The organism is Kribbella endophytica (assembly GCF_054781295.1).
In genome coordinates, this window is sequence record NZ_BAAGUR010000004.1 from 532,881 (window position 1) to 558,255 (window position 25,375).

The window sequence follows — 25,375 nt, forward strand, 5'->3', positions numbered from 1 at the left end:
GGACATTAGAGTGCCGGGATGGACTGGCGGGAGTCGATCTCAGCGCGCGAGGCCGAGGTGCTGGCCGCGATCCGCGGTCACCAGTCGAACGCGCAGATCGCGGCGCAGCTGCACCTGTCCGTGAGGACCGTGGAGAGCCATGTCGCTTCGCTGCTGCGGAAGGCGGGTGTGCCTGATCGCCGGTCGCTGGCGGCTCTTGCTGAGGAGTCGGGCGGTGGCTCGGGGCTGCCGGTGTTTCCGACGTCGTTCGTGGGGCGGGAGTCCGAGCGGGCGATGGTGGCCGAGGCTCTGGAGCAGTCTCGGTTGGTGAATCTGGTCGGGGTCGGCGGGATGGGCAAGACGCGGCTGGCCGTCGAGGTGGCCGCGGGGCTTGATCGGGATGCCGTGTTCGTTGACCTCGTGCCGGTGCGGGCGGGTGGGGTCGGTCAGGCCGTCGCGCAGGCGCTGGGGGTTGTCGAACGGCCGCCTGGTACGCCGGCTGATGCGGTGGTCGACCACCTGCGAGCGCCGGGCGCTCTGCTCGTGCTGGACAACTGCGAGCACGTGATCGCCGAGGTCGGTGAGCTGGTCGCGCGGATTCTCAGGGCGTGTCCGCGGGTGACGATCCTGGCGACCAGCCGGGAGCGGCTTGCTGTTCCGGGCGAGCGGTTGGTGCAGGTGCCGCCGCTGGGCGAGGAGGCTGGGCGGCTCTTCCTCGACCGGGCCCGCGCGACTGATCCCGAGCTTGTCGCCGAACCGGCGGCGGTCGAGCGGTTGTGCGCCGGGCTCGACGGGATGCCTTTGGCGATCGAGTTGGTGGCTGCGCGGGCGGCCTTCCTGGGGGTGGATGGGGCTCGGGCAGCTTTGGATGATCTGCTGCGGTTGATCTCGGGCGGGCGGGGGCCGGATCAGCGGCATCACTCGCTGCAGGAGGTGATCGGCTGGAGCCTCGAGCTGCTGGACGACGAGGAGCGGGTGCTGTTCCGGCGGTTGGGGGTGTTCGTCGGTGGGTTCGACCTCGACGCGGCGGCTGCTGTCAGTCCGGAGCTGAGCGTCGGCGCGGTCGCCGATCTCGTCGGCCGACTGGCCGACCGGAGCCTGGTCGTGCACCGCAGAGTCGGTACGACGACGCGGTGGTCGCTGTTGGAGACAGTCCGCGCGGTGGCGCTCCACGAGCTGAACGCGACCGGCGAGGACCTCGGTCCGCGGTACGTGCGGTGGGCCGCGGACACCGCTGCCCGGCTGGAGCATCGGGTCCGCTCGACCGAGGCTCAGCAGCCGCTCCCCTCGACGGGCGGATCCGCGGCGGGCGATTTCGACGCCGTCGCCGACGACCTACGCAACGCGCTCACACAGGCAACGCTGCACGACGCGACCCGACGACACTCGACGGGCGGACCTGCGGCGAGCGAATTCGACGCTGCCGACGACCTGCGGAACGCGCTCACGCAAGCGGCGCCGGACGTTGCGACGCGACGACCGTCGACGGGCGGTGAGAGGTTGGACGACCGCACGCCAGGCGGGCCGACGGATCCGGCGGTTTACCAACTGGCCAAGTCGCTCGCCTGGCTCAGCTTCTGGCGTGGGCTTGTGGTGGCCGCTCGGGATCTCTATCGCACCGCTGCGGAGTTGGATCCGGCGAACGCGGCCGACGATCTCACCACGGCGGCGGCTGTCGCGCTCGCGACCGCCGACGGGGAGACCGGCTTCCGGTTGCTGATGGAGGCGGCTGCTCGGGCCGAGGCCGTCGGCGACAAGTCCGTGGAGGCCACGAGCGTTGCAGCGGCGGTGGTTGCGGCGACGCGGTTCTCGATGTCGTTCACCGAACCGATTCCGCACGAGCGCCTGGTCGGGTTGCTGGCGGAGGCGTCCGCTCTGGCCCAACCGACCGATCCGCGCTCGGCCGCCGTACTGGCGACAGCCCGCGCGTGGACCGCAGGCGGGACACGACTCGACCCCGATCTCGACCTGTCACGCGCCGCGGTCGCGGCTGCTCGCCGGGCGGGCGACGACGCGCTCGTACTGGGTGCGCTGGACGCACTCGGCACCGCCCTGGCCAACGCCGGTCGGCTGCGGCAGGCGCATAGGTTGTCCGACGAGCGCCTCCGGCTGGCCGCTATTGCATCGCGATTCGAGCCGGCGGTCGTGGCCGAGTTGGTCGACCTCTTCCACGTGGCATCGACATCCGCCCTGGCCGCCGGCGACCTGCCGGCGGCTGCCGCGATCGCCGAACAGGCCTCACGCCACGACGCGGCAGGCACGCGCTCCGCCGTCAGCGAGCCGGCCACCCGGCGCGAGTCGGTCGGCACACACCCCGCCCAGGTCTCGGAGCGCGACTCAGTCGGCACGCAGGCCACGCGGCCCGACTCGGTCGGCACAGACCTCGCGCAGGCCGCGCGGCGCGAGTCGGTTAGTTCGCATCCCGCGCAGGCGTCGCGGCGCTGGTCGGTGGGCGCGCATCCTGCGATCATCGCGCCCAGGATGATTCGGCTGCACGGTTTGACTGGGGACTTCGACGGGGCGCTGGCGCAGGCGGACGTGTTGTGGGACGGCTGGTTGTCGTCCGGGGTGGTTTCGGAGTTGTCCTCGCTCCGTGGCGACTGGCCGTCGTCGGCGGTTGCGATCGTGGCGCTCGTGCACGGCGTACGCGGGGACGGGCCACGGTTCGAGGAGTGGCGGTCGCGGGCCTTGCGCGTGGCGCATGTGGATGACGCGGCTGACTCGCTCGCGCTGGCGGCGCCTGCGGCGTTCGTTGACGCTCGAGTTGCCGTGCACACAGGCCGGTACGACGACGCGCCGCGTCTGGTCGCGGCCGCGCTGGCGGGGTTCCTGGAGAAGTGGTGGATGCCTTACGCCCACGCGGCGGGCGCCGAGCTGGCGGTGGTCGCCGGGTTGCCCGATGCCGACGAGCGGCTCGCGCAGGCCGGACCGGCGGCGAAGGAGAACGACTGGGCTGCGGCGTGCCTGGCGCGCGCGACTGCCCGTCGTACTGGCGACTTGGAGTTGATGGGCGAGTCGGTCGCGCAGTGGGAGCGGATCGCGGCCCGGTTCGAACGCGCGGTGACGCTGCTGCTGATCCCCGAGCGTGCGGACGAGGGTGCTGCGGAGCTCGCAGCTCTGAGAGTGCCGCGGGTTCAGTAGTCACCACGGATTCCATCCGAGGCGCCGGGCGACAGGCTTGGGGACAACAACAACCCCACCTGGAGGAATCATGGGAAACGTCGCCTCGGCCATGTCGATGTCGCTCGACGGGTACGTCACCGGGCCGCACGACAGCCGCAAGAGCCCGTTCGGCGAGGGCGGTGAGGTCCTGCACCACTGGCTCGGACCGACCTCCACGCCCGCCGACCAGGCCGTACTCCAGGAGATGGTGGACGGCTGCGGCGCGATCATCATGGGCCGCCGGTCGTACGACTTCTGCGTCGGCGAGGCCGCCTGGGGCGACGGCGGCCCGGCCGGCGACGTCCCGTGCCTCGTGCTCACCCACAACCCGCCCGAACAAGCGCCGGCCGTCTTCACCTTCGTCACCGACGGCATCGAGAGCGCCATCACCCAGGCCAAGGCTGTCGCAGGCGACCGCACCGTAGGCCTGCACGGCGCCACCGCTCCCCAGCAGGCGCTCGCCGCCGGCCTCCTCGACGAGCTGCAGGTCCACCTGGTCCCCGTCCTCCTCGGCGCCGGAGTCCGCCTCTTCGACCTCCTCGGCGCCGACCCCGTCATGCTCACCCGCAACCGCGTCGTCGAGGCAGGCAGCGGCGTCACCCACCTCCGCTTCCAGGTCAACCGGTAGCAGGTTCGCGGCGTTCTCTCGTGTGGAGTCGGCCCCCGACTTTCGGTGCGCAGGCGGAGGACGCCGTCGCGGTTGGTGACACCACGTCACTGGTTCGGCCGGTGTGACGCCGACATACTGGACCGGACCGACAGAACGTGGAGAGTGCGGGGACGTGACGTCTGAGCAGGCTGCGAACGGATCCAAGGCGACCCTGCGGCGGCTGAATCTGTACAAGTTGCTGCCGTTCGTCGCCGCTGGCGGCGTGCTCCACGTCGCGATGGAAGCGCAGAACTGGTGGCACGCGGTGATCCTGGGTGCCGGCGTGGTCGCGGGCGTGGTGGCCTTCGTTCGGTGGGCCGGGGGCCGGCTGATGACGGTCGCGGTGCCGTGCCTGGTCGTCGCGAGCGCTGTCTGGCTGTTCGGCGCGACCGTGGGCGAGAGTGGCGGGTCGTTCATCGGGCTGCTGATCGTGGGGCCGCTCGTCGTACCGGAGTTGACGCGGCATCGCCTCGCCGCGGCCGGCGGGCTGGTCCTCTTCGTCGCTGCCGTGGGCTCGACCAAGTTCTGGTTCGCCCCGGAGGAGTTTCGCAGCGACCTGATCGGGTTCGTGCTCGTCCCGGCGGCGGTCACCGCCGTCGTGGTCGGGCTGAGGTTTCCCAACCGCAGCTTCTACGACGTCGTACGGGACCTGGAGGAGACGCGCGAGCGGGAGGCCGAGCTGGCGGTGATGCGCGAGCGGGTCCGGTTCGCGGGCGATCTGCACGACATCCAGGGTCACACCCTGCACGTGGTGAAGCTGAAGGTGGCGCTCGCCCAGAAGATCCTCCGGTCCGACGCGACGCAGGCCGAGCAGGAACTGCGGGAGATCCACGCGCTGGTCGTCGACACGATCAACCAGACCAAGGCCTTGGCGTACGGTCAGCGCCGGCTGAACCTCCAGGCCGAGCTGGAGAACGCGAAGAACCTGCTCGAAGCGGCCGGAGCCGCGGTCACGATCGAGCGCGACGGCGAACCCGACCCGGGATGGAGCGACCCCTTGAGCCAGGTCCTGCGCGAGACGACCACCAACATCCTGCGCCACGCGCAGGCCCGGCAGGTGCGGATCGAGCTGGGCACGACCGGCCTGGTGATCACCAACGACGGCGCCGACGGCGACCGCGTCCCCGAACTGCGCGGCCTGGCCGGCTTGCGGGAACGCGTCGTGGACGGCGGAGGCACGTTGGTGGCCGAGCAGCACGGGGAAACTTTCCGTACGGCGGTGGCCTTCGGCAACGGGTCGTCGCGATGATCACGATCGTGCTGGCGGACGACGAAGCACTGCTGCGCAAGGCGCTGGCGATGCTGCTGCCGATGGAAGGCGAGATCGAGGTGCTCGCCGAAGCCACCGACGGCGCGGAGGCCGCCGCGGCGACCTTGCGCGAGCGTCCCGACGTACTCGTCATCGATCTCGAGATGCCGGGCACGGACGGCCTGGCCGCCGTCGCCACGATCCGGCAGACCCTGCCCGACCAGGCCGTGCTGATGCTCACCCGGCACGCGAAACCAGGCGTGCTGCGGCGCGCGTTGAAGCTCGGCGTACATGGCTTCGTCAGCAAGTCGGCGGAGCCGGCCCACATCGCCTCCGTGATCGGCCTCCTGCACGAAGGCAAACGGTGGATCGACCCGGAGGTCTCGGCGCGGGCCGTCATCGACGACAACCCGCTGACCGACCGGGAGCTCGACGCGCTGCGCCTGACCAGCGAGGGGTACGCCGTCGCCGACATCGCGACCCGGCTGTTCCTTGCCGAAGGCACCGTTCGCAACTACCTGTCCAACGCGATGCGCAAGACCCAGGCCAAGAGCCGGCACGAGGCGGCCCGCTACGCCCGTGAGCACGACTGGCTCTAGTGACGTGGTGTCACACGGAACCCCTGACACACCTCACACCAGGCTGTGACGCGGCGACACTGTGGCCGCGGGCCCCTTTCGACTGAGATAGAGGCATGGCCTCCACCGCAGTGATCGAAGTCGAAGGACTCAACCTCGCGTACGGCGACTTCCACGCCGTACGGGATCTCTCGTTCCACGTGAACCAGGGCGAGCTGTACGCCCTGCTCGGGACCAACGGAGCGGGCAAAACCTCCACGCTGGAAGTGATCGAGGGCCATCGCGCCGCGACCTCCGGCGACGTCAGCGTCTTCGGCAGCAGCCCGCGGAACCGGCAGCAGACGCGGCCCCGGATGGGCATCATGCTGCAGGAGAGCGGCTTCTCCCCCGACCTCACCGTCCGCGAGACCGTGCACCTGATCGGCCGGCTGTCCCGGCGTACCGACAACGTCGAGCGGGTGCTGACGGTCGTCGATCTGATGCACAAGGCAACGACCCGGGTCTCGCAGCTGTCGGGCGGTGAGAAGCGGCGACTCGACTTCGCCACCGCCGTGTACGGCGCTCCCGAGCTGGTCTTTCTCGACGAGCCGACCACTGGGCTGGACATCCAGTCCCGTGACGCGTTGTGGGACGCCGTCGACCGGCTGCGCGAGGACGGGTCGACCGTCGTACTGACCACGCACTACCTCGAAGAGGCGCAGCAGCGGGCGGACCGGATCGGGCTGATGCACAAGGGCACGTTCTACCGCGAGGGCACCGTGCTGGAACTCACCAGCACCCTGCCGGCGGTCATCTCCTTCCGACTGCCCGACCAGGCGCCACCACCGCCGTTCAGCACAACCCTCGACGACCACGGGCACCACCGGATCGAGACCTTCGGCCTCGAGCAGGATCTCCGGACGTTGCTCAACTGGGCGCACGACGCCTCCGTACCCCTGGCCGAGCTCGAGGCCGGCCCGACCCGGCTCGACGACATCTTCCGGTCGATCGAACGCGGCTGACCAGCACTCGCAGACAAGGACGGACCATGCTCGACATCGCCCGGAGCGAACTCGCTCAGATCTTCCGCAACCGCTCGATCCTCATCACCAGCTTCTTCATGCCCGTGGCGGCCAGTGTGTTCTTCATCTGGCGCCGCGAGATCTTCGCCTCCGTCGGTCAGGGGTTCATCGCCGCCCTGGTCGTCTTCACCATCTCGGCCTTCGGGCTCTACGGCAGCGCGGTGACCTCGCTGGCCGGACGGCGGCAGAACCTATTCCTCAAGCGCCTGCGGTCCACGTCGGCGAGCGACGCCGGGATCCTGGCCGGGATGGTCCTGCCGGCGACCGTCCTGGCCGCGATCCAGACGATCCTCGTTCTCATCGTCCTCGGCGTCGTGACCGGCCGGCCCAGCGACGTCGTACTGATCGTGATCGGCACACTGCTCGTGATCGCCATGATGATCGGCCTCGGACTCGCGACCGCCGGCGTGACCCGCTCGCCCGAGCACGCGCAGGTGACGACGCTCCCGATCAGCCTGGGCGTGATCGCGATCGTGAACTGGGTCGCGATCTCGGGCAGCGAAGAACTCACCGTGCTCAAACGCGCGCTCCCCGGTGGTGCGGCCACCGAGCTGCTCACCCGTGCGTGGGACGGCGGCCTACCGGGAGCCGATGTCCTGGTGCTCATCGCGCCGACGCTGGCCTGGGTGATCGTCTCGGCCGCCCTCGCCCTCAAGTACTTCCAGTGGGAACCCCGTCGCTGAGTCCTGAAAGGACACTTCATGCCGTACGACGAAGAACCGACCCTGGCCGAAGACCTGCTGCTCCTGCTCTTCCAGCCGAACTCCGGCACCATCGCCGGCGAGGGCACCCTGTACTACGCACTGGGCGGAGCTGTGCTCGCCGACCTCGCGTTGCACGAGCACGTGACGCTCGCCGAGTCGTCCGGGAGCAAGCTGGAGACCACCAGCGACCGCTTCCCTGCGGATCCCAGCCTGCGATCGGCCTGGGACTACATCGACGAGAAGCCGCGCCGGGTCCAGACCGTGCTCGCGTCCATCGGGCCGGCCCTCCGCGGACCGCTCCTCGAGCGCCTGGTCGAGCGCGGCGACCTCGAACGGTTCGAGCGCAAGACGCTCGGCCTGTTCACCACGAAGGCCCTGAGGGAGGGCCCCAACGGGCGGCGAGCCGAGCTGCTCGCCGCGGTCCGGGAAGCGCTCGTGGACGGCGTCGAACCGACAGCTCGCGTGGCCGCGCTGGCGGCGCTGATCTCGGGCAGCGGGACGCTCCCCCAGTTTCACCGCGACATCCCGTGGAACTCCGCGGTCATCGCGCGCGCCAAGGAGTTCGAGCAGGGCAACTGGGGCGCCGGCGCAGCCGCCGAAGCGGTCACCCGCACCGTGACGGCCACCGTCGTCAGCAACGCCATCGTCGCCGTGACCGTCCTCCCGCAGCAGTAACGAATGAACAGCAGCCGGTACCCGTTCCGGCAGTGCTCCGGGTGGGTGCGCCGGCCAGCTTTCTGGCGGCGCGCCCACCCGGTGGCTCAGCGCTTGTTGCGGGCCGCGAGGCCTTCCGCCGTACCGACCAGCATCACCGAGGCGATGACCGCCACGACGAAGCCGAGCACGTTCAGCTCGAAGATGCCGCCGGTGCCGAGGATGTTCGCGATGACGCCTCCGATGACGGAGCCGGCGAGGCCGAGCAGCAGCGTCCAGAGCAGGCCGAGCTTCTGCTTGCCGGGGGTGAACAGGCGAGCCAGCGCGCCGATGATGAGGCCGGCGACGATGAATCCGATCATGCTGCGATCCTCCACAGGTCCGGGCCGCTCCAGGTGCGGCCCCACGACACCAACTCAACCAGCTCAGAGGCGCACAGCCATCGAGGCACGGCCCGATCGGCCCCCGGAGGATCCCCTGATTCGCCCCTGACTACTTTCGTGTACGCCGGTGCAAGAGCTGTGCCCCCGCCCAGATACCGACGCCGATGAGAGCCAGTACGACGCCGAGGATCGCGACGCCGGTCCAGCCGGCGCGGTCGTACAGGACTCCGGAGAGCGCCGAACCGATCGCGCCGCCGAAGAACACGCTGCCGATGAAGACCGTGTTGAGCCGCGAGCGCGCGTCCGGCCGGAGCGCGTAAATCTCCTGCTGGCTGAGCACCAGGTTGCCCTGGACCGCGAGGTCGAGCAGCACTCCGGCAAGCGCGAGTACGACGAGGTTGTGGACGCCGAAACCGGCGACGGCCATCGCGACGGCAGCCAGCGCGAAGACGATCCCGGTCGCGGGCCGACCGTGGCCGCGGTCTCCGATCCGCCCGGCGATCGGAGCGGCGAGGGCTCCGGCCGCGCCGACCAGCGCGAAGATCGCGATCTGGGTCTGCGAGAGGTGGTGCTGCTTGATCAGTTCGTACGTCACCGAGGTCCAGAACCCGGAGAACGTCCCGAACATCAGCGCCTGCATCGCCGCGCGGCGCCGGAGCGCCGGCTCCTCCCGGATGAGGTGCCAGATGGACACCATCAGGCTGCCGTAGCTGCCGGTGTGGTCGGGCTTGCGCTTCGGCAGGGTCAGCGCCAGTACGACGGACATGATCACCATCAGCACCGCCGACACGACGTACACCGAACGCCAGCCCCACAGATCGGCGAGGAAGCTCGAGACGCTCCGGGCGAGCATGATGCCGAGCAGGAGCCCGCTCATCACCTGCCCGACGTACCGGCCGCCTTGCCCTTCCGGTGCCAGGTGGGCGGCGACCGGTACGACGATCTGCGCGACCACGGAGGTGAAGCCGAGGATCGCGGAGAACGCGAGGAAGAGCGGCAGGTTGGTGGCGAAGGCGACGACGGCTGACGCTGCCGCGGTCACGATCAATACGCGCGATGCCAGGGCGCGGTTCTCGATCAAGTCGCCGAGTGGCATCAGGACGATGATCCCGGCGGCGTAGCCGAGCTGGGTGACGGTCACCACGATCGACGCGGTGCTGTCCGGTACGGCGAAGGTCCGGGCGATCAGGTCGAGCAGGGGCTGGGAGTAGAAGATGTTCGCGATCGAGACGCCGGAGGCGGCGGCGAGCACGAACGTGAGGGTACGGAGCTTCCGGGTGGTGATCACCGGGAGCTCCGCAGTGGGTTGACTCAAAGCATTGTCCTTATCTTGAAGGCGAGCTGGGCGGCGGTCAGGCCCAGGTCAGTCAGCAGGTCCTCGCGCGAGCCGTGGGCGAGGAAGTCGTCGGGGAGGCCGAAGGTGGTGACCGGGGTGGTGACGCCTTCGTCTTGCAGGGTTCGGTGGAGGCGGGCGCCGAAGCCGATGCTTCTGATGCCGTCCTCCAGCGTGATGACCCGGGAGAATTGGGCGGCCAGGTCTACGAGACTGTGTGGGATGGGGAGGATCCAGCGGGGGTCGACCACGGTGCCTGCGCCTAGCAGGTCTGCGATTTCGAGGGCGGTGGTGACGAAGGGGCCGACGGCAACTATCAGCAGGTCGGGGCCTTCGCGGAGGAGGTCGACGCCGTCATCCAGGCGTCGGATCGCGTTGAGGTCTTCGGCAACCCTGCCCTTGGGGAGACGAAGCACCGTCGGTGCGTCGTCGATCTGGACGGCCTCCGCCAGTTCCTCGCGAAGGGTCGACGCATCTCGCGGCGCGGCGAGCCGCAACCCCGGAACCACTTGCAGGAGGGCAATGTCCCAGATGCCGTGATGGGTGGGGCCGTCGGGGCCGGTGACGCCTGCGCGGTCGAGGACCAGCGTCACGCCGGCGCGGTGCAGGGCGACGTCCATCAGCAGTTGGTCGAAGGCTCGGTTGAGGAAGGTGGCGTAGATCGCGACCACAGGGTGCAGCCCGCCGAAGGCGAGCCCGGCCGCGCTGGTGACGGCGTGCTGCTCGGCGATCCCGACATCGATGACGCGTTCGGGGAAGCGATCGGCGAAGGGCTGGAGCCCGGTGGCTCCGAGCATGGCCGCGGTGACGGCGACGATCCGGGGGTTGCTGGAGGCGAGGTCGACGACGGCCTCACCGAACACCGAGGTCCAGGTCTTCCCCGAACCTCGGAGAGAGTGGCCTGTGCGTACGTCGATCGGTCCGATTGCATGGAACTGGTCAACTGAGTCGCGCCTTGCGAGGTCGTAGCCTCGGCCTTTTTCTGTGACCACGTGGACTATCACCGGGCAGTTGCGGCGCTTTGCCTGGTGCAGGGCGGCTTCCAGTGCGGGGAGGTCGTGGCCGTCGATCGGGCCGACGTACTCGAGGTCCAGGTTCGCCAGTGGTGTGGGCTTGTCGGCTCGAAGAGTTGCGAGGATGCGGGTCACCGCGCCGATGGTCGGTGCGTACGATCGACCGTTGTCGTTGACAACGATCACGAGCTTGCGGTCGCCCGCCGTAGCGAGGTTGTTCAAGGCCTCCCAGCTGGGTCCACCGGTCAGCGCGCCGTCGCCGATCACCGCCACCACATGGCGGTCGCCGGCGCCCGTGAGTGCGTGGGCGCGCGAGATGCCGTCTGCCCAGGACAACGAACTGGAGGCGTGGGAGCTCTCGACGACGTCGTGCTCGGACTCCGAGCGCTGGGGATATCCAGCGAGCCCACCTCGTCGGCGGAGAGCGGTGAAGTCGTGGCGACCGGTGAGCAGCTTGTGCACGTAGGTCTGGTGGCCGACGTCGAACACGATCGAGTCGCGGGGCGACTCGAAGACGCGGTGGAGGGCGAGGGTCAGTTCGACGACGCCGAGGTTCGGGCCGAGATGGCCGCCGGTGCGCGTCACGTTCGCGACGAGGAACTCACGGATCTCCGTCGCCAGCTCGTCGAGTTCCTGGAAGGTGAGGCCATCGAGGTCGCGAGGTCCGGCGATGGCCTTCAGCTTGCGGGTCATGCGGTCGCGCTCTGGACGTCGTACGAGGTCCGGATCGCCTTGAGCAGTGCGACATCCCGCGCGTGCGTAGGCGTCTCGACGAGCAAGGGAACGCCACGCAAGCTCGGGATCGACAGCAGCGCCTCGAAGCCGGCCGGACCGATCGCGCCCAGGCCGACCGACTCGTGCCGATCCCGGTGCGAGCCCCGCGGGTCCCGGCTGTCGTTGACGTGGACCAGCCCGATCCGGTCCGGGCCGAGCGCGGCCACGATCGTGTCGACCATTCCCCGCGGATCGGTCAGATCCTCACCGGCGGCATGCAGGTGACAGGTGTCCAGACAGAGCCCGACCCGATCGTTGTCCAGGGCAAGCATGTACTGGATCGTGCTGTCGACGGTGGAAGCGATCGCCTCGCCCGCGCCGGCGGTCGGCTCGATCAGCAGCCGTACGCCGGGCGCCGCGCGGTCGACGACAGGCGTGAGCAGATCGTGCAGCCCCGCGAGCACCGCCGTACGGCGTCCTTTCGCGACCAGCGACCCGGCATGCACCACGGCCGCGTGCGCGCCGATCGCCGCCGCTCGGTCCATCGTGGCCTCGAGAGCCGCCACCGACTGCGCCAGTACGACGTCCGAAGGCGACCCGAGATTGATCAGGTGCGCCGCGTGCACCACCACCGGCAACCGCAGTTCCGCACACGCCGCGCGAAAGGCTTCGTCACCGGCCGGATCAGGAGCCCGCTGCACCCAGCTGCGCGGATTGCCCGCGAACAACTGGATGATCTCGGCCCCGACCTCGACCGCCTCCCCCAGTCCGCTCTTCACCAGACCACCAGCGACCGCCACGTGCGACCCGATCAACGACACCGCGTATCCCTTCCAGCCGACTTCTTGACTTGAGAGTACACAAATCCGCTCGACTTGTTGAACTGGAGGTCCAGAAGTGTCTAGGATGAGTGCCATGGCAATCGGAAGGCCGATGAAGTTCGAGGCCGAGCAGGTCGTCGACAAGGCGGTCGAGGTGTTCTGGCGGCAGGGTTTCGCCGCGACCACGCCGCAGAACCTGGTCGACGAGCTCGGGATCGGCAAGGGCAGTCTCTACAACACGTTCAAGAGCAAGCACCACCTCTTCGAGCTGTCCCTGCGGCGCTACAGCGCCACCCGGGTCGCCGCACTGGCCGAAGGCCTGGAAGGCCCGGGGCCGGTCCTGCCCAGGCTGCGCGAGGCGATGCGGACGCTGGCGGGGATCGGCGATCACCGGTTCGGCTGCCTGATCGTCAACGCCGTCGCCGAGCTCGGCAGTGCCGACGAGAGCGTCGCCGCGGTCGCCAAGGAACTGTTCGGCCAGATCGAGGACGCCTTCCGTTCCGCGATCGAGCGCGGGCAGGCCAGCGGCGAGATCACCTTCCGCCGGCGTCCCCCTGCCGATTCGGCCGGCGCGCTGCTGGCCGCGGTGATCGGGACGAGCGTGCTCGCCAAGAGCGGCAGCGACCCGGCCGATCTCTACCGGACGCTCGACGCCGCCCTTCAGGACACCTGAGCAACCCACACCTTCAACGAAAGCAGGAGATCGACAGTGTCGGTCAGCGTCACGGGGCCAGTCATCGAAGGCCCCGACCAACCACGCTCGCAGCCCGTGGCCCGCACGACGTCGGTCCCGCCGAAGCCCGCGCCCGTCCCCGCCGACACTCCGCCCGGTCCGCCGCCCACAGCGACCGACGACGCGCAGGCGGTCGTCGTACCGCTGCGTGGCGTCGCGAAGTCACTGGCCGCGCACATGAGCACCAGCCTCGGCGTACCGACCGCGACCAGTGTGCGGACAGTCGCGGCGAAGCTGATGATCGACAACCGCATCGTCATCAACAACCACCTGCGCAAGGCCCGCGGCGGCAAGGTCAGCTACACCCACCTGATCGGCTGGGCGCTCGTCCAGGCCGTCAAGGAGCAGCCGGGCCTCAACACGTACTACGACGAGCTCGACGGCCGCCCGGTCGCCGTGACACCAGCATCGGTGAACCTCGGCATCGCCGTCGACGTCGTCAAGCCCGACGGGAGCCGCACCCTTGTCGTACCGAACCTCAAGCGCGCGGACACCCTCGGCTTCTGGGAGTACCTGCAGGCGTACGAGGAGCTCGTCACGCGCGCCCGCACCAACAGGCTGACCGTCGACGACTTCGCCGGTACGACGATCTCGCTCACCAACCCCGGCGCGATCGGCACGGTGCACTCGATGCCGCGGCTGATGACCCACCAGGGCTGCGTCGTCGGCGCGGGCGCGCTGGAGGTCCCCGCCGAGTACCGGGGCATGAGCGACGCCGCGCGCGCCGAGCTGGCGATCGGCGCGACGGTCACGCTGACCAGCACCTACGACCACCGCGTCATCCAGGGCGCGGCGTCCGGTGAGTTCCTGCGCCGGATCGACGAACTGCTCACCGGTGGCGGCGGCTTCTACGAGGAGATTTTCGCCGCGCTGCGGATCCCGTACGCGCCGATCCGGTGGGCCCGCGACATCCACGTCGACGCGGCCAGCGCGGTGGACAAGACCGCGAGGGTCCAGGCGCTGATCAATGCGTTCCGCGTTCGCGGTCATCTGATGGCCGACACCGATCCGCTGGAGTACGTGCAGCGGTCGCACCCCGATCTCGACCTGGCCAGCCACGGGCTGACGTTCTGGGATCTCGACCGCGAGTTCGTCACCGGCGACTTCGGTGGGTCGGAACGCACGATGCTGCTGCGCGACATTCTCGGCGTACTGCGGGACGCCTACTGCCGCACGATCGGCGTCGAGTACATGCACATCCAGGACCCCGAGCAGCGGTTGTGGTTCCAGGAACGGCTCGAACGCCCGTACGCGAAACCGAGCCACGACGAGCAGCTGCGCATCCTCGGGAAGCTCAACGAGGCCGAGGCGTTCGAGACGTTCCTGCAGACCAAGTACATCGGCCAGACCCGGTTCAGCCTCGAAGGCGGTGAGTCGGCGATCGCGCTGCTCGACGCGCTGCTGGCCGGTGCGGCCGAGGCGGGGCTCGACGGCGCGGCTATCGCGATGGCGCACCGCGGCCGGCTGAACGTGCTGACGAACATTGCAGGCAAGACCTACGCGCAGATCTTCCGGGAGTTCCAGGGCACCGACGACAGCGACGGCTCGGGTGACGTGAAGTACCACCTCGGCACCGAGGGGATCTATCGCGGAGCTCGTGGCGAGGAGCTCCCGGTCTACCTCGCGGCGAACCCCTCACACCTCGACGCGGTCGACGGCGTACTGCTGGGCATCGTCCGCGGCAAGCAGGACCGGCGTGGACCCGGCACCTTCGCGACCCTGCCGATCACCGTGCACGGCGACGCGGCGATGGCCGGCCAGGGAGTCGTCGCCGAGACCGTGCAGATGTCGCGGCTGCGCGGCTACTCCACCGGCGGCACGGTCCGGATCAACCTGAACAACCAGGTCGGGTTCACGACACTGCCGACCGAGGGTCGCAGCTCGGTCTACTCGACCGACGTCACGAAGTCGGTCCAGGCGCCCGTGTTCCACGTCAACGGCGACGACCCCGAAGCAGTCGTGCGCGTTGCCTCGCTGGCGTTCGCCTACCGGCAGCGGTTCGGGCGGGATGTCGTGATCGACCTGGTCTGCTACCGGCGTCGCGGGCACAACGAGGCCGACGACCCGTCGATGACGCAGCCGCGGATGTACAGCCTGATCGAGGCGAAGCGGAGCGTTCGGACGCTGTACCTGGAAGCGCTCGTCGGGCGTGGGGACATCACCCGCGCGGAGTACGAGCAGGCCGACCGCGACTTCCACGAGCGGCTCGAACGGGCCTTCGTCGAGACGCGCGAAGCGATCTCCGCCGCGGCCGAGGAGCCGGCGGCTGTCGTACCGGCTGTGATACCTGCTGTGTCGACCGAGGCGATCCACGCCATCGGCGACGCGTTCGTCAACCCGCCCGCAGGCTTCGCCGTGCACCCCAAGCTCGCGCAGTTGCTCGGCAAGCGGCACGAGATGAGTCGCTCCGGCGGCATCGACTGGGCCTTCGGCGAACTGCTGGCCTTCGGCTCACTCCTGCTCGACGGTACGCCGGTCCGGATGGCCGGGCAGGACTCGCGTCGCGGCACGTTCGTGCAGCGTCACGCCGTACTGCATGACGGCGCCAACGGCCAGGAATGGCTGCCGCTCACCAACCTGGCCGACGACCAGGCGAGGTTCTCGATCTACGACTCGCTGCTCAGCGAGTACGCCGCGATGGGCTTCGAGTACGGCTACTCGGTCGAACGCCCGGACGCGCTGGTGCTCTGGGAAGCGCAGTTCGGCGACTTCGTGAACGGCGCCCAGATCGTCGTCGACGAGTTCCTCTCCTCGGCCGAGCAGAAGTGGAACCAGCGGTCCTCGCTCGTGCTGCTGCTCCCCCACGGCTACGAAGGGCGCGGCCCCGACCACTCGTCGGGCCGGATCGAACGCTTCCTGCAACTGTGCGCCGAGAACAACCTGACCGTCGCGCAGCCGTCCACGCCGGCGTCGTACTTCCATCTCCTCCGCCGCCAGGCACACGCGGGCTCCACCCCGCTGATCGTGTTCACCCCGAAGTCGATGCTGCGCACCCGCGGCGCGACCAGCCCGGTCACCGACCTGACCGGCGGCGGCTTCGAGCCGGTCATCGACGACCCACGCATCACCGACAAGTCCGCCGTACAACGCACCCTGGTCGTCTCCGGCAAGCTGTACTACGAACTCCTGGCCGAGCTCACCAAGACCAACGACCACGCCGTAGCGCTCGTGCGATTGGAGCAGTACTACCCGCTCCCGGCCGAGGAACTGCGCGCCGTGCTCGACTCCTACCCCAACGCCGAAACCTTCTGGGTCCAGGACGAACCGCGCAACCAAGGCGCCTGGACCTTCCTGCTCGCCGAGCTCAACCCGCAACTCACCAACCCGCTGCAGGTCATCTCCCGCCCCCGCTCGGCCGCCCCGGCCACGGGCTCCGGCAAACGTCACGCCCAGGAGCAGGCCACGCTGATCGACCAAGCACTGCACTAGTCCAGCTCCGGTGATGCTCGGGGGACGGTGCAGGAACGCGGTGGTGACGTTGGCGGAACGTCGAGGTGATGGCCCTAGGTCATCGTGAGGGCATGCAGCTCGCGTCGGCCGTTCTGGTGCACGACGCCGTCGAGTGCCGGTTACCCGGTACTCCGTCCGGCGAAACCGTGGTGCCACGGCTCCGGTTGCTGCACAGCTTCGACCTCGTGCTGCCCGGCGGCAGCACCGCGTTGTCCAGCGGTGCTCGCCGCCTGCTCGCGTTCCTTGCGCTGGCGGGTGCGGCGACGAGCCGCGGGCACGTGGCCTACAGCCTCTGGCCGGACGTCGAGGAGGGCCGCGCCCAGGGCAATCTTCGCTCGGCGATGTGGCACGTACGACGGGCAGGTGCCGACCTCGTCGGCTGCCCAGGTGGTCGGCTGCAGCTCGGTCCGCACGTGGTGGTCGACGCGCGCCTCGCGGAACAGGCGGCCCAGGACATCCTGGCCGACCGCGACATCCGGCCGGCCGAGTCCGCGACCCAACTGCTGACCGCCGGCGATCTCCTGACGGACTGGTACGAGCCCTGGGTCACCGAGCATCGCGAGCGCCTCAGGCAGTTGCGCCTGCACGCGCTCGAAGCACTCAGCACGCGGCTGCTCGCTTCGGGGCGAGTCGCCGCGGCGATCGAGACCGGGCTGGCAGCCGTCGCCGCCGAGCCGCTGCGCGAGAGCGCCCACCGGGTGCTGGTCCGGGCTCATCTCGCGGAGGCCAACGACGCCGAGGCGTTGCGTCAGTACGAACGCTTTCGGGCGTTGCTGTTCACCGAGCTGGGGATCCTTCCGTCGGTTCACCTGGAGGCCCTGATCGCGCCGATCCGGGCCGGCGGTCCGCACCAGGTCGCCACCGGCCATCGATGATCTGGAGGCAGCCATGACATTTGGGACCGGAACGCTGAAGGTCGGGTCCACCGGCGACGGCGTCACCGAGCTGCAGCAGTGGCTGATCGACAAGGGGTTCCTGATCGCGCTCACCAGTCCGACCGGCACGTTCGACGCCGCGACGGACCAGGCGGTCAAGGCGTTCCAGCTGTCGGCGGGCATCGGCTGCGACGGCGAGGTCGGCGGCGGAACCCGTACGGCGGCCGACGCCTACACCGGCGACGCGCGCTCCGGCGGGTGGCACCCGACCGCGGTCCGGAACGTGCAGCAGACCGCGATCGGTGGCAGCTACACGACCACGACGCGTCGCGGCGTGCTGCACACGACGGAGGGCAACAACCTCCCGGCGTACCCGGATCCTCCGCACTTCACGGTCGGCCGCAACGGCGGCACGGTCCAGCTGTGGCAGCACTACCCGACCACCGTCGCCGCGCGCGCCCTGGCGAATCCGGCCGGTGACCCGGAGACCAACCGGTTCGGTGCGATCCAGATCGAGATCATCGGCTTCGCGAAGGACAGCGCGACGATGGCGACGGCGGACGCGGACAAGTTCCGCGTGCTCGGCGAGTGGATGCGCTGGACCGAGGCGAACGCGGGCGTCGCGAACGTCGCCAACCACGTCTTCGACGGCGACGCGTCGTACGGCGTGAACGGTACGACGCGGCTGTCGCTCGAGCAGTGGGCCGCCTCGACCGGCTGGGTCGGTCACCAGCACGTCCCGCAGAACACGCACTGGGACCCGGGCAAGATCGACATCGCCGCGCTGCTCGTCGTACCGGCGCCGGTCGCACCGGCTCAGGGCTTTTCCATGGGTGTCACCGCGCCAACAGTGCGCGCGACCACGCGCGCCCTCAGCAACGCGTTCCCGAGTCTCACGCTGGCCGTGGATCCGGCCGGCTCGCCGTTCTTCGAGGTGCTGCTGACCACGTCCGCGGCACTCTTCCTTCCCCAGAACGCCCCGCTGCGCACGACGGGCAACTTCTACGCCTCGCGGCAGGACGGCCTGACCAGTTCCGCCGACGCGTACGGGCGGTACATCGCGCCGGTCAGCACGATCAGCGCGTTCGCCCAGGCGAACCCGGCCGGTGCCCAGGTCTTCTACACGGTCGTCGGGTACGCCGATCTCAACGGAAGCAATCCGGTCCCTGCCGCGCCGCCCGAGGTGCTCGCGGCGGCCGCCGCCGGGGTCCCGATGATGCCGGGCTTCCGCGGCCACACCGCGACCGACAGCCTCGGCGTACCGCTGAGCATGCTGAAGCCGTCGGTCCGCACGGCGTCGCTGGCGCTCGGCCGGACGAGGGTTCGTTCGTACGACGTACCGGCTGTGTCGACCCCGGATCTCCGCGCGGCCGACCGCGTCGAGGGCGAGGACGGTTACGACCTGCGCAACCGGCACGTCTCCTCGGCACCGACTCCCCCGCCACCGCCTCCGGCCCCGACGCCAGCACCACTGAGCAGCAACTACGACGACGGCTGGGGCCGCTGGAGCCCGAGCGGTCAGCAGCAACCGCGCAACCTGTCCGGCGAGGACTCGGCCGTTCCGGTCGCCGACGAGTACGACGACCTCGGCTGGCCCGGTTCTCCGTACGCCGAGGAGCCCGTGCCGGTCGGCACCGTGACCCGGGCCGCGGCCCCGACCCTCCTACCGGAGCACAAGCGGGCCGTGATCGAGTTCTACGTCGGCCCGGACACCGACCTCTACACGGCGACCACCGCCGACGCCGAGTACGCGGGCGGCGCCGGAACCGACCACCCGGCGTACCAGCGCTTCCACACCGGCTTGGGCTTCGGGATCGTCGCGTTCTCGCAGGACACCGGTGATCTCGGTCAGCTGCTGACGCTGATGAACGACCGGGACGCGGCCACGTTCGGCCTGACCTTCGGCCCGGACCAGGCCGAGTTGCTCGCCATCACGAACCGGCCGGGCCCGCTCGGCAAGGACCTTCCGGAGACCCCGGGCGGAAGCCGCTCGGTGCGGGTCCAGCCCGTCGCCGGCGCCGACCTCTGGATGGAGCCGTGGCTCAGCCGATTCCTCGCCGCGGGCGTGCACGTCCCGTTCCGGGGAGCGCAGATCGAGCTGGCCTCGGGGCTGTTCCTGGATCCGTTGCTGCGCTTCGCCGGCGACCTCGGGCTGGCCACCCCGCGCGGGCTCGCGATCCTCTTCGACCGGGCGGCTCACCGCGGGGTCGTCAACGCGATGACCTGGGTGGTCGAGTCGATCGGTGCGCTGCAGTCGCCGCAACTGCTGCAGGAGGCGCTGCGCGCGATCGGCGCGGCCAGCGTCGAAGCGTTCCAGCGATCGCAGCCAGATCTGCTGGTCGACGACCAGTTCGGCCCGCTCACGCACGCCGCGCTCACCGGCATGCTGCAGGCACTCGTGGCCGCCGGCGGCGTTTCGCCGGTACCGCTGCTCGACTACCAACGGTCGATCGCCGGACTCGGCACCCGGGCGACCGGGCAGCCCTGGGGTGACCGCATCGTCCGTCTGGTCGGCGACGCCGCCGTACCGGACACCTTCCAGAGCGCGGTGCTGGTGCCGTGAGCCAACCGGTCCCCTCCGAGAGCGACCCGCGCGCGGTGGTCGGCGCGGTGGTGGACGCGCTGCACGCGGCGCCGGCCTTCCACCGGTTGCCGGACCGGACGCGCACCGACGTCCTGCGGTCGCTCGGGCACATCGGCGCGTACGTCGGTACGCCGGCCCGAGGGCTCGCCGGCGCGCCGGTACCCCGCCAGGGAAGCGGTGCGACGCCGGCGCCGGCCGGTTCGCCCGCACCTGGCGGCGGTGGAACGGTCGGCCGGGTCGGTGAGGTCGCCCGCGCCACCTTGAACGCGATCGACTTCCCGTCCTTCGTGGCCGCGCTGATCAAAGGCACCTTCCAGGCGATCGTCGACGCGACCATCCAGCAGATGGAGGCCTACGCCACGCTGCTGCAGGAGGTCGCCAAGACCGTCGACGACTACATGCGCGACAACGTCACCGAGGACTCCGCCCGCGACTACCTGGCCGACCGCTACCCCGACGTGCTCTACAAGGACGTCAGCGGGACCACACCCAGTCTGGAGGTCGACCTCAGCGACCCGACCGCGACCCTGCCGACGTTCTTCACCGAGCTCGGGTTCGACAACCCGGCCCAGATCGACCCGGTGTCGATCGACGAGGTGCTCGTCCCGGCGGCCCGCAAGACCATCGCGGAGCAGCGGCACCAGACGCTGGCCACGATGGTGCTGCTCGGCCTGAACCGGATCGTCGTCGACACCGGCGAGATCAACGCCAAGCTCCAGTTCCACATCGACGCCGCCGAGACGACCGCGCTGAAGTTCGACTCCACCCAGACCAGCATGGGCACGATGGCCGGGACGTCGGGCCGCTCGACGTTCTCCGGCAACGGCATCATGGTCAACACCGCGAACATCAACGCGCAGAGCGACATCACCGTGCGCACCGACCTCACCGGCGAGGTGAAGGTCGTGTTCAGCAGCGACTTCCTGCCGCTCGAACGGTTCGCGGACTCCAACGCGATCCAGCTGATCAACCAGCACGCGACCGTCCCGGCGATTCCACCGCCTCCGGCCCAACCACCCGCCGACGGCACCGCACCCGCGGCTCCCGCGCCGCAGGCGATCGCCGTACCGACTCCGCAGTCGGTGACCGCGCGTCCGGCGGTCGCAGCCGAGCCCTTCGATCCCTGGGCTCCGCGGTCATGAGCGCGCCCGAGCTGCACCGGACCCTGACGGCACTGGTCGAGGCGATCAGTCCCGCACCGGGTGGTGGTCTGCGCATCGACCGCGCCGACCTGCTGGTGCCGCTCGAGGTGACGATGCTGTCCGGTCCGGACGGCCCACGCCTGCACGCCCGGGTGCCGCACTCGCGCTGGATCTCGGGGTTCCAGCCGCCGGTGGCGATGTCCCGGTTGACCGTCGAGGCGGTGCGCGATGGCGGGTGACAGCAGTTACGCCGTACAGGACTTCCTGGAGGCACTGACCGCGCAGCTCGACCGCACGCAGGACGCGCTGGCGCTCAAGGCCGTGAACCGCCCACTGACGTACGCGATCCGGGACTTCTCCCTCAGCCTGCAGGTCTTCGTCGAGCTGAGCGACGACGGGCAGGTCAAGTTCCGCAGCTCGGGTCCGAGCGAGACCGGCGCGAGCACGGTCTCGATCGGATTCACCACGATCACCCGCCCGATGATCGAGGAGAACACGGTCGACCTCAGCGACGCCAAGAGCCCGTCGCTGGACGAGCTCGGCCTGGCCCCGCAGGAGCAGCGCCAGCTCGAACGCCTCGGCGTCCGCAACGCCGACCAGCTGCGCAAGCTCAACTCGAGCTCGGGGGAAGGCGCTCTGGCCCGCTTCGCCGACGTACCGGTCAACCGGCTGCGTGCCGCTCTGCAAGCGGGCAGCCCGAGCGTGCGGCAGGTCGCGCCGGAGCGCCCGCCCGCGGAGTCGGCCCAGCCGAACACCGAGCAGGAGGTCCGCGTCCCGGCCGGCACCAAGCGGTTGCGGCTCGACGGACGCAACCTCGGCGCGCTGACCAACGGCGGCTCGGCCCGGCTCGACGGCATCGGCGTACCGATCGTTGCCGCGACCGACGATCACGCGGTGATCGACCTCGGCCATCTCGAAGCCTCGGGCCGGCTCGAGCTGGAGCTCGGCGACGGCGTCGCACTCGCGTTCCAACTCCGGCCGGAGGCCGCACAGGTCAACGGGCTGCAGGCCGATCGGGGGCCGTCGTGATCGACCACCGCCGGACCGGATTCCTCCTGCTGACCCTCGCGGCCGGCGAAGGGCGCGAGTACGTGCCCGCGCAGCTCGACGTCCTCGTCGGTGCCGCCCGTCCGTCGGCCAGGCTCACCGGTGGCCGGCTCGACCGGCTGCTTTCGTCGTACGGCGGAGCGTTCCGGGCGACGGCGGTCTACCACTCCCGGCGCAATCTCGGCCGCGTAGGCACCAGATCCACCGGGTACGACGACCTCGAGGAGACGCTCGGCCTGTCCCGCACGTACCGGCTGGAACTCGCCGACCCGTCGCAGGCGAGCCGCGTCGTCGACACCGCCCGCGACCTCGGCATCGTCGAGAACGTCTGCGCGGACCGTCTCGCGCTCACCAGCACGGTCGCGGTCGAGAGTCCGCTGACACGCGAAGAAGTCCTTGCCCCGTTCGTCATGGTGCGCAGCGAGGAAGCACACACCGTCGAGCCCGGTGACGAGCGCGTCGTCGTCGCGGTCGTCGACTCCGGCGTGTCGCTCGGCCATTCGGAGCTGCAGCGCAAACTGCTCAGCGGGTACGACGTCGTCGACCTCGGCACCCGCCCGGTCAGCAACGAGGCCACGCTGCTCGGCGACAGCACCGGGCTCGACTTCGCGCCGATGGACGACCTCGGCCACGGCAGCCACGTCGCCGGCGTGATCGGCGCGCAGGGCTGGCAGCTCCCCCGCGGCGTCGGCGGCCGGTCGATGCTGCTGCCGGTGCGCGTCCTGGCCGCGGCCACCGTCGACGGCGAGCCCGCGGTCACCGGGATCGGCGCGATCTCCGACATCGACGTCGGCCTCAAGGTCGCGGTCGATCTCGGCGCCGACGTCCTCAACATGAGCTTCGGTACGCCGGCCACCGGTCTCGAGCCCGGTGACGCGATCCCGCACCGCGCCGTACTGGCCTACGCCCGCAGCAACGGCTGCGTCCTGGTCGCCGCCGCCGGGAACTCCGGCCTGGAGGAGAACTACTACCCGGCCGCCGATCCGGACGTGATCAGCGTCGGCTCGGTCCGCCCGGACGGCACCCGCTCCACCTTCAGCACGTACGGCGGCCACCTGGCCCTGTCTGCTCCGGGCGAACGAATTGTCGGTGTCGGCCGTCGCGGCTACCGGCGCGCCTCCGGTACCTCGCACGCGGCCCCGTTCGTCGCCGGTGCCGCCGCTCTCCTCATCGCCCACGCGCGCCGCCAGGGCAGAACGCTCGGCGCGGACGAGGTGAAGTCCCTGCTCACCGGGTCCGCGCGGCGCAGCCACTCGCCACCGGGCGAGGTCGGCGCCGGCGTCCTCGACGTCGCCGCCGCACTCGCACTGTTGGACCAGCAGCTGAGCCATCCGCAAGGAGACCGACCATGACCGACCTGACCCCCGAGGAACGCCTGGCCCACCTCGCGTTCCAGACGCTGTTCCCGGACAGCTACCCGTCGGACCAGGCCGAGCTGGGCCTGGAGAAGGACACGACGTACGACGACCTGCGCCAGTGGATCGCCGGTCTGTGGCCGACGCTGTCCAGCGCCGAGCGCCAGCAGTTCGGCCGGGTCCGTAAGGACGTGACGGATCCGGTCGGCACGAACCCCCGCTCCTTGCGCGACCGGCTGATGACCGTGCTCGGTCACGACGCCGTCGCCCGGGCGACGGGTGAGGGCGGCGCACCGGCCGCGCTCAGGACCGACGAGCTCACCGACGACCAGCTGCTGTCCGCCGTACGGGTGCAGCTCGGCCGGGCAGACGACCCAGGGAAGGACAGCACGAGCATGGCCGACGACAACAACCCCGCTGACGACTTCACGATCGACGAGCGAGGGCTTCCCGACACCTTCGACGCCGAGAAGTACACCAAGGCGGTCAAGCGCCTGTTCCGGGACCGCGACGTCGATCTGTCGACGCCGACGGCCAAGGCGCACCGCGCCTACGTGACCGGCGCGCTGATCCGCGACAGCTACTTCGACCCGGGCAGCCCCGGCTTCGACGACGCGTTCGTCGACCAGTTCGACGAGGGCTACACGCTCGCCGAGACAATGGCCACCTTCCGGCTGGCCGCGCAGAACGGCCGCCGGATCCGCTACATCGACGTGTACGTGGAGATCGCCGAGGAGATCTCCGCGATCAAGGGCGACGAGGGCGCGACCGTCCAGGAGCTGGCCGGCGTCTCGGACGCGGTGCTCGAGCGCGGGCCGGTCGACGACAACCTGGCGGCCAAGGTGCGGTCGGCCTTCGACGACTTCGTCGGTCAGACCCCGTCGTACGACTCGCTCGAACTGCCCGACATCGTCACCGAGGACAGCTCGCAGGGCGTCTACGAGCCGACCAACATCAGGTCCTGCTCGATGATCGGCGCCGCGATGCACCTCGACCGGGCCGGTCTGATGTCCGCGGTCGACCAGAGCGCGCAGGACTGGCGGGAGGGTGTGCTCGCGATCAACGGTGCGGCCGGACGCCTGTACGACCCGTACGTCTGGGAGGCCCGGGACCGGCTGGACCCGGCCGCGCGGCAGATCCAGTACGACCGGATCAAGGACCTCGACGACTACCTGCTGCGGTTCTGCTCGGCCGTGTCCGAGCGCGAACGCGCCACCTTCCTGAGCGAGTACCTGATCGGCGCCGAACGCGACCGGCGCAAGCCGCAGCCGCAGGACGCGGGCGTCCGCAAGACCGCCCGGGACCTGCTCGGGTACGCGTCGCTGCACGGCTGGGCGTACGCGCAGTTCGCGGCCCAGCGGATCGGCAACCACATCCGGCAGTGCGTCGAGATCATCGAGCACCCGGAGGTGCAGAAGGCCTACGCCGTCATCGGCCCGTGGCAGGTCGTCGAGCGGGTGAACACGATGAGCACCGGCCGCGCGCCGAACATCAGCAAGGAGCTGACGCTGGCCAGCACGGGCAAGGAGATCATCGACCTGCTGGCGTCGAAGTCGCTGGACATCGCGGCGAACCGGATCAGCATGCCGCTGTTCCCGACCGCCGAGCAGAACGGCGGGCGCGCGGTCTTCTCGCGGGCCGAGTACCAGCGGCTGCTGGGCCACGTCGAGAACTGGCTGGCCGCGAGCGCGGTCACCGACTCGCAACGGTTCGACGCGGCGCAGCCGCGCGAGGTGCAGTCGAGCAACTCGTTGCCCGCCATGGGCGGCTACGGGGGCAGCGACTCCACCGTGGTCCGGGACCAGCTGATGCAGATGGTCGGCTCCGGGCAGATGCCGACCGCCGACCAGTTGAACCAGCTCTTCGGCGCGAACTGACGACGGGGTGAC

The 25,375-nt window shown here is 70.1% G+C and carries 20 protein-coding genes; 16 read left to right on the forward strand and 4 right to left on the reverse strand.

The genetic code is table 11. The annotated features are described in order from the left end of the window. Positions 1-18: 18 nt before the first annotated feature. The 7 genes from ACYVIO_RS34270 to ACYVIO_RS34300 all read left to right on the forward strand — a co-directional run bounded on the left by ACYVIO_RS34270 (position 19) and on the right by ACYVIO_RS34300 (position 8,057). Positions 19-3,120 (forward strand): ATP-binding protein, encoded by a 3,102-nt coding sequence (locus ACYVIO_RS34270; protein WP_460655104.1) that lies wholly within the window; start codon positions 19-21, stop codon positions 3,118-3,120. Between the two features lie 70 nt (positions 3,121-3,190). Continuing rightward, positions 3,191-3,769, forward strand: a complete 579-nt coding sequence (locus tag ACYVIO_RS34275; RefSeq protein WP_460655105.1) for a dihydrofolate reductase family protein — start codon at positions 3,191-3,193, stop codon at positions 3,767-3,769. Between the two features lie 154 nt (positions 3,770-3,923). After that, entirely contained in the window at positions 3,924-5,039 is a 1,116-nt protein-coding gene (locus tag ACYVIO_RS34280) for a sensor histidine kinase (protein WP_460655106.1), read from the forward strand. Then, positions 5,036-5,638, forward strand: coding sequence for a response regulator transcription factor (locus ACYVIO_RS34285; protein WP_460655107.1), 603 nt, complete (start codon positions 5,036-5,038; stop codon positions 5,636-5,638). The genes ACYVIO_RS34280 and ACYVIO_RS34285 overlap by 4 nt, the downstream gene beginning before the upstream one ends. 95 nt (positions 5,639-5,733) lie before the next feature. Then, positions 5,734-6,618, forward strand: coding sequence for an ABC transporter ATP-binding protein (locus ACYVIO_RS34290; RefSeq protein ID WP_460655108.1), 885 nt, complete (start codon positions 5,734-5,736; stop codon positions 6,616-6,618). Between the two features lie 26 nt (positions 6,619-6,644). Next, entirely contained in the window at positions 6,645-7,361 is a 717-nt protein-coding gene (locus tag ACYVIO_RS34295) for an ABC transporter permease (protein WP_460655109.1), read from the forward strand. Positions 7,362-7,379: 18 nt separating this feature from the next. After that, positions 7,380-8,057 (forward strand): GOLPH3/VPS74 family protein, encoded by a 678-nt coding sequence (locus ACYVIO_RS34300; protein WP_460655110.1) that lies wholly within the window; start codon positions 7,380-7,382, stop codon positions 8,055-8,057. A gap of 86 nt (positions 8,058-8,143) precedes the next feature. On the opposite strand, the gene ACYVIO_RS34305 is transcribed toward ACYVIO_RS34300, so the two are convergent. The 4 genes from ACYVIO_RS34305 to ACYVIO_RS34320 form a co-directional block, all read right to left on the reverse strand. Further along, positions 8,144-8,398 (reverse strand): GlsB/YeaQ/YmgE family stress response membrane protein, encoded by a 255-nt coding sequence (locus ACYVIO_RS34305; RefSeq protein WP_460655111.1) that lies wholly within the window; start codon positions 8,396-8,398, stop codon positions 8,144-8,146. A gap of 130 nt (positions 8,399-8,528) precedes the next feature. Beyond that, positions 8,529-9,734 carry an MFS transporter gene (locus ACYVIO_RS34310; protein WP_460655112.1) on the reverse strand — a complete coding sequence of 402 codons (1,206 nt, stop codon included), beginning with the start codon at positions 9,732-9,734 and terminating at the stop codon, positions 8,529-8,531. Continuing rightward, the gene (locus ACYVIO_RS34315; RefSeq protein ID WP_460655113.1) at positions 9,731-11,458 is read right to left on the reverse strand and encodes a 1-deoxy-D-xylulose-5-phosphate synthase; all 1,728 of its coding nucleotides are present in this window, start codon (positions 11,456-11,458) and stop codon (positions 9,731-9,733) included. The genes ACYVIO_RS34310 and ACYVIO_RS34315 overlap by 4 nt, the downstream gene beginning before the upstream one ends. Continuing rightward, the gene (locus ACYVIO_RS34320; RefSeq protein ID WP_460655114.1) at positions 11,455-12,300 is read right to left on the reverse strand and encodes a deoxyribonuclease IV; all 846 of its coding nucleotides are present in this window, start codon (positions 12,298-12,300) and stop codon (positions 11,455-11,457) included. The genes ACYVIO_RS34315 and ACYVIO_RS34320 overlap by 4 nt, the downstream gene beginning before the upstream one ends. A gap of 94 nt (positions 12,301-12,394) precedes the next feature. Here ACYVIO_RS34320 and ACYVIO_RS34325 point away from each other — a divergent pair, with 94 nt between their 5' ends. The 9 genes from ACYVIO_RS34325 to ACYVIO_RS34365 all read left to right on the forward strand — a co-directional run bounded on the left by ACYVIO_RS34325 (position 12,395) and on the right by ACYVIO_RS34365 (position 25,363). Next, on the forward strand, positions 12,395-12,973 hold the full coding sequence (locus ACYVIO_RS34325; protein WP_460655115.1) for a TetR/AcrR family transcriptional regulator: 579 nt from the start codon (positions 12,395-12,397) through the stop codon (positions 12,971-12,973). A gap of 96 nt (positions 12,974-13,069) precedes the next feature. Then, positions 13,070-16,462 (forward strand): multifunctional oxoglutarate decarboxylase/oxoglutarate dehydrogenase thiamine pyrophosphate-binding subunit/dihydrolipoyllysine-residue succinyltransferase subunit, encoded by a 3,393-nt coding sequence (locus tag ACYVIO_RS34330; RefSeq protein ID WP_460655116.1) that lies wholly within the window; start codon positions 13,070-13,072, stop codon positions 16,460-16,462. Positions 16,463-16,554: 92 nt separating this feature from the next. Continuing rightward, complete coding sequence (locus tag ACYVIO_RS34335; protein WP_460655117.1) at positions 16,555-17,358, forward strand: AfsR/SARP family transcriptional regulator; 804 nt, start codon at positions 16,555-16,557, stop codon at positions 17,356-17,358. A gap of 13 nt (positions 17,359-17,371) precedes the next feature. Then, complete coding sequence (locus ACYVIO_RS34340) at positions 17,372-19,921, forward strand: peptidoglycan recognition protein family protein (RefSeq protein ID WP_460655118.1); 2,550 nt, start codon at positions 17,372-17,374, stop codon at positions 19,919-19,921. Then, positions 19,918-21,084, forward strand: coding sequence for a hypothetical protein (locus tag ACYVIO_RS34345; RefSeq protein WP_460655119.1), 1,167 nt, complete (start codon positions 19,918-19,920; stop codon positions 21,082-21,084). The genes ACYVIO_RS34340 and ACYVIO_RS34345 overlap by 4 nt, the downstream gene beginning before the upstream one ends. Next, positions 21,081-21,323, forward strand: coding sequence for a hypothetical protein (locus tag ACYVIO_RS34350; protein ID WP_460655120.1), 243 nt, complete (start codon positions 21,081-21,083; stop codon positions 21,321-21,323). The genes ACYVIO_RS34345 and ACYVIO_RS34350 overlap by 4 nt, the downstream gene beginning before the upstream one ends. After that, complete coding sequence (locus ACYVIO_RS34355; protein WP_460655121.1) at positions 21,313-22,113, forward strand: hypothetical protein; 801 nt, start codon at positions 21,313-21,315, stop codon at positions 22,111-22,113. Before ACYVIO_RS34350 ends, ACYVIO_RS34355 begins: the two co-directional genes overlap by 11 nt. Beyond that, positions 22,110-23,483, forward strand: a complete 1,374-nt coding sequence (locus ACYVIO_RS34360; protein ID WP_460655122.1) for a S8 family peptidase — start codon at positions 22,110-22,112, stop codon at positions 23,481-23,483. Before ACYVIO_RS34355 ends, ACYVIO_RS34360 begins: the two co-directional genes overlap by 4 nt. Further along, positions 23,480-25,363, forward strand: a complete 1,884-nt coding sequence (locus tag ACYVIO_RS34365) for a hypothetical protein (RefSeq protein WP_460655123.1) — start codon at positions 23,480-23,482, stop codon at positions 25,361-25,363. Before ACYVIO_RS34360 ends, ACYVIO_RS34365 begins: the two co-directional genes overlap by 4 nt. Positions 25,364-25,375: the final 12 nt, after the last annotated feature.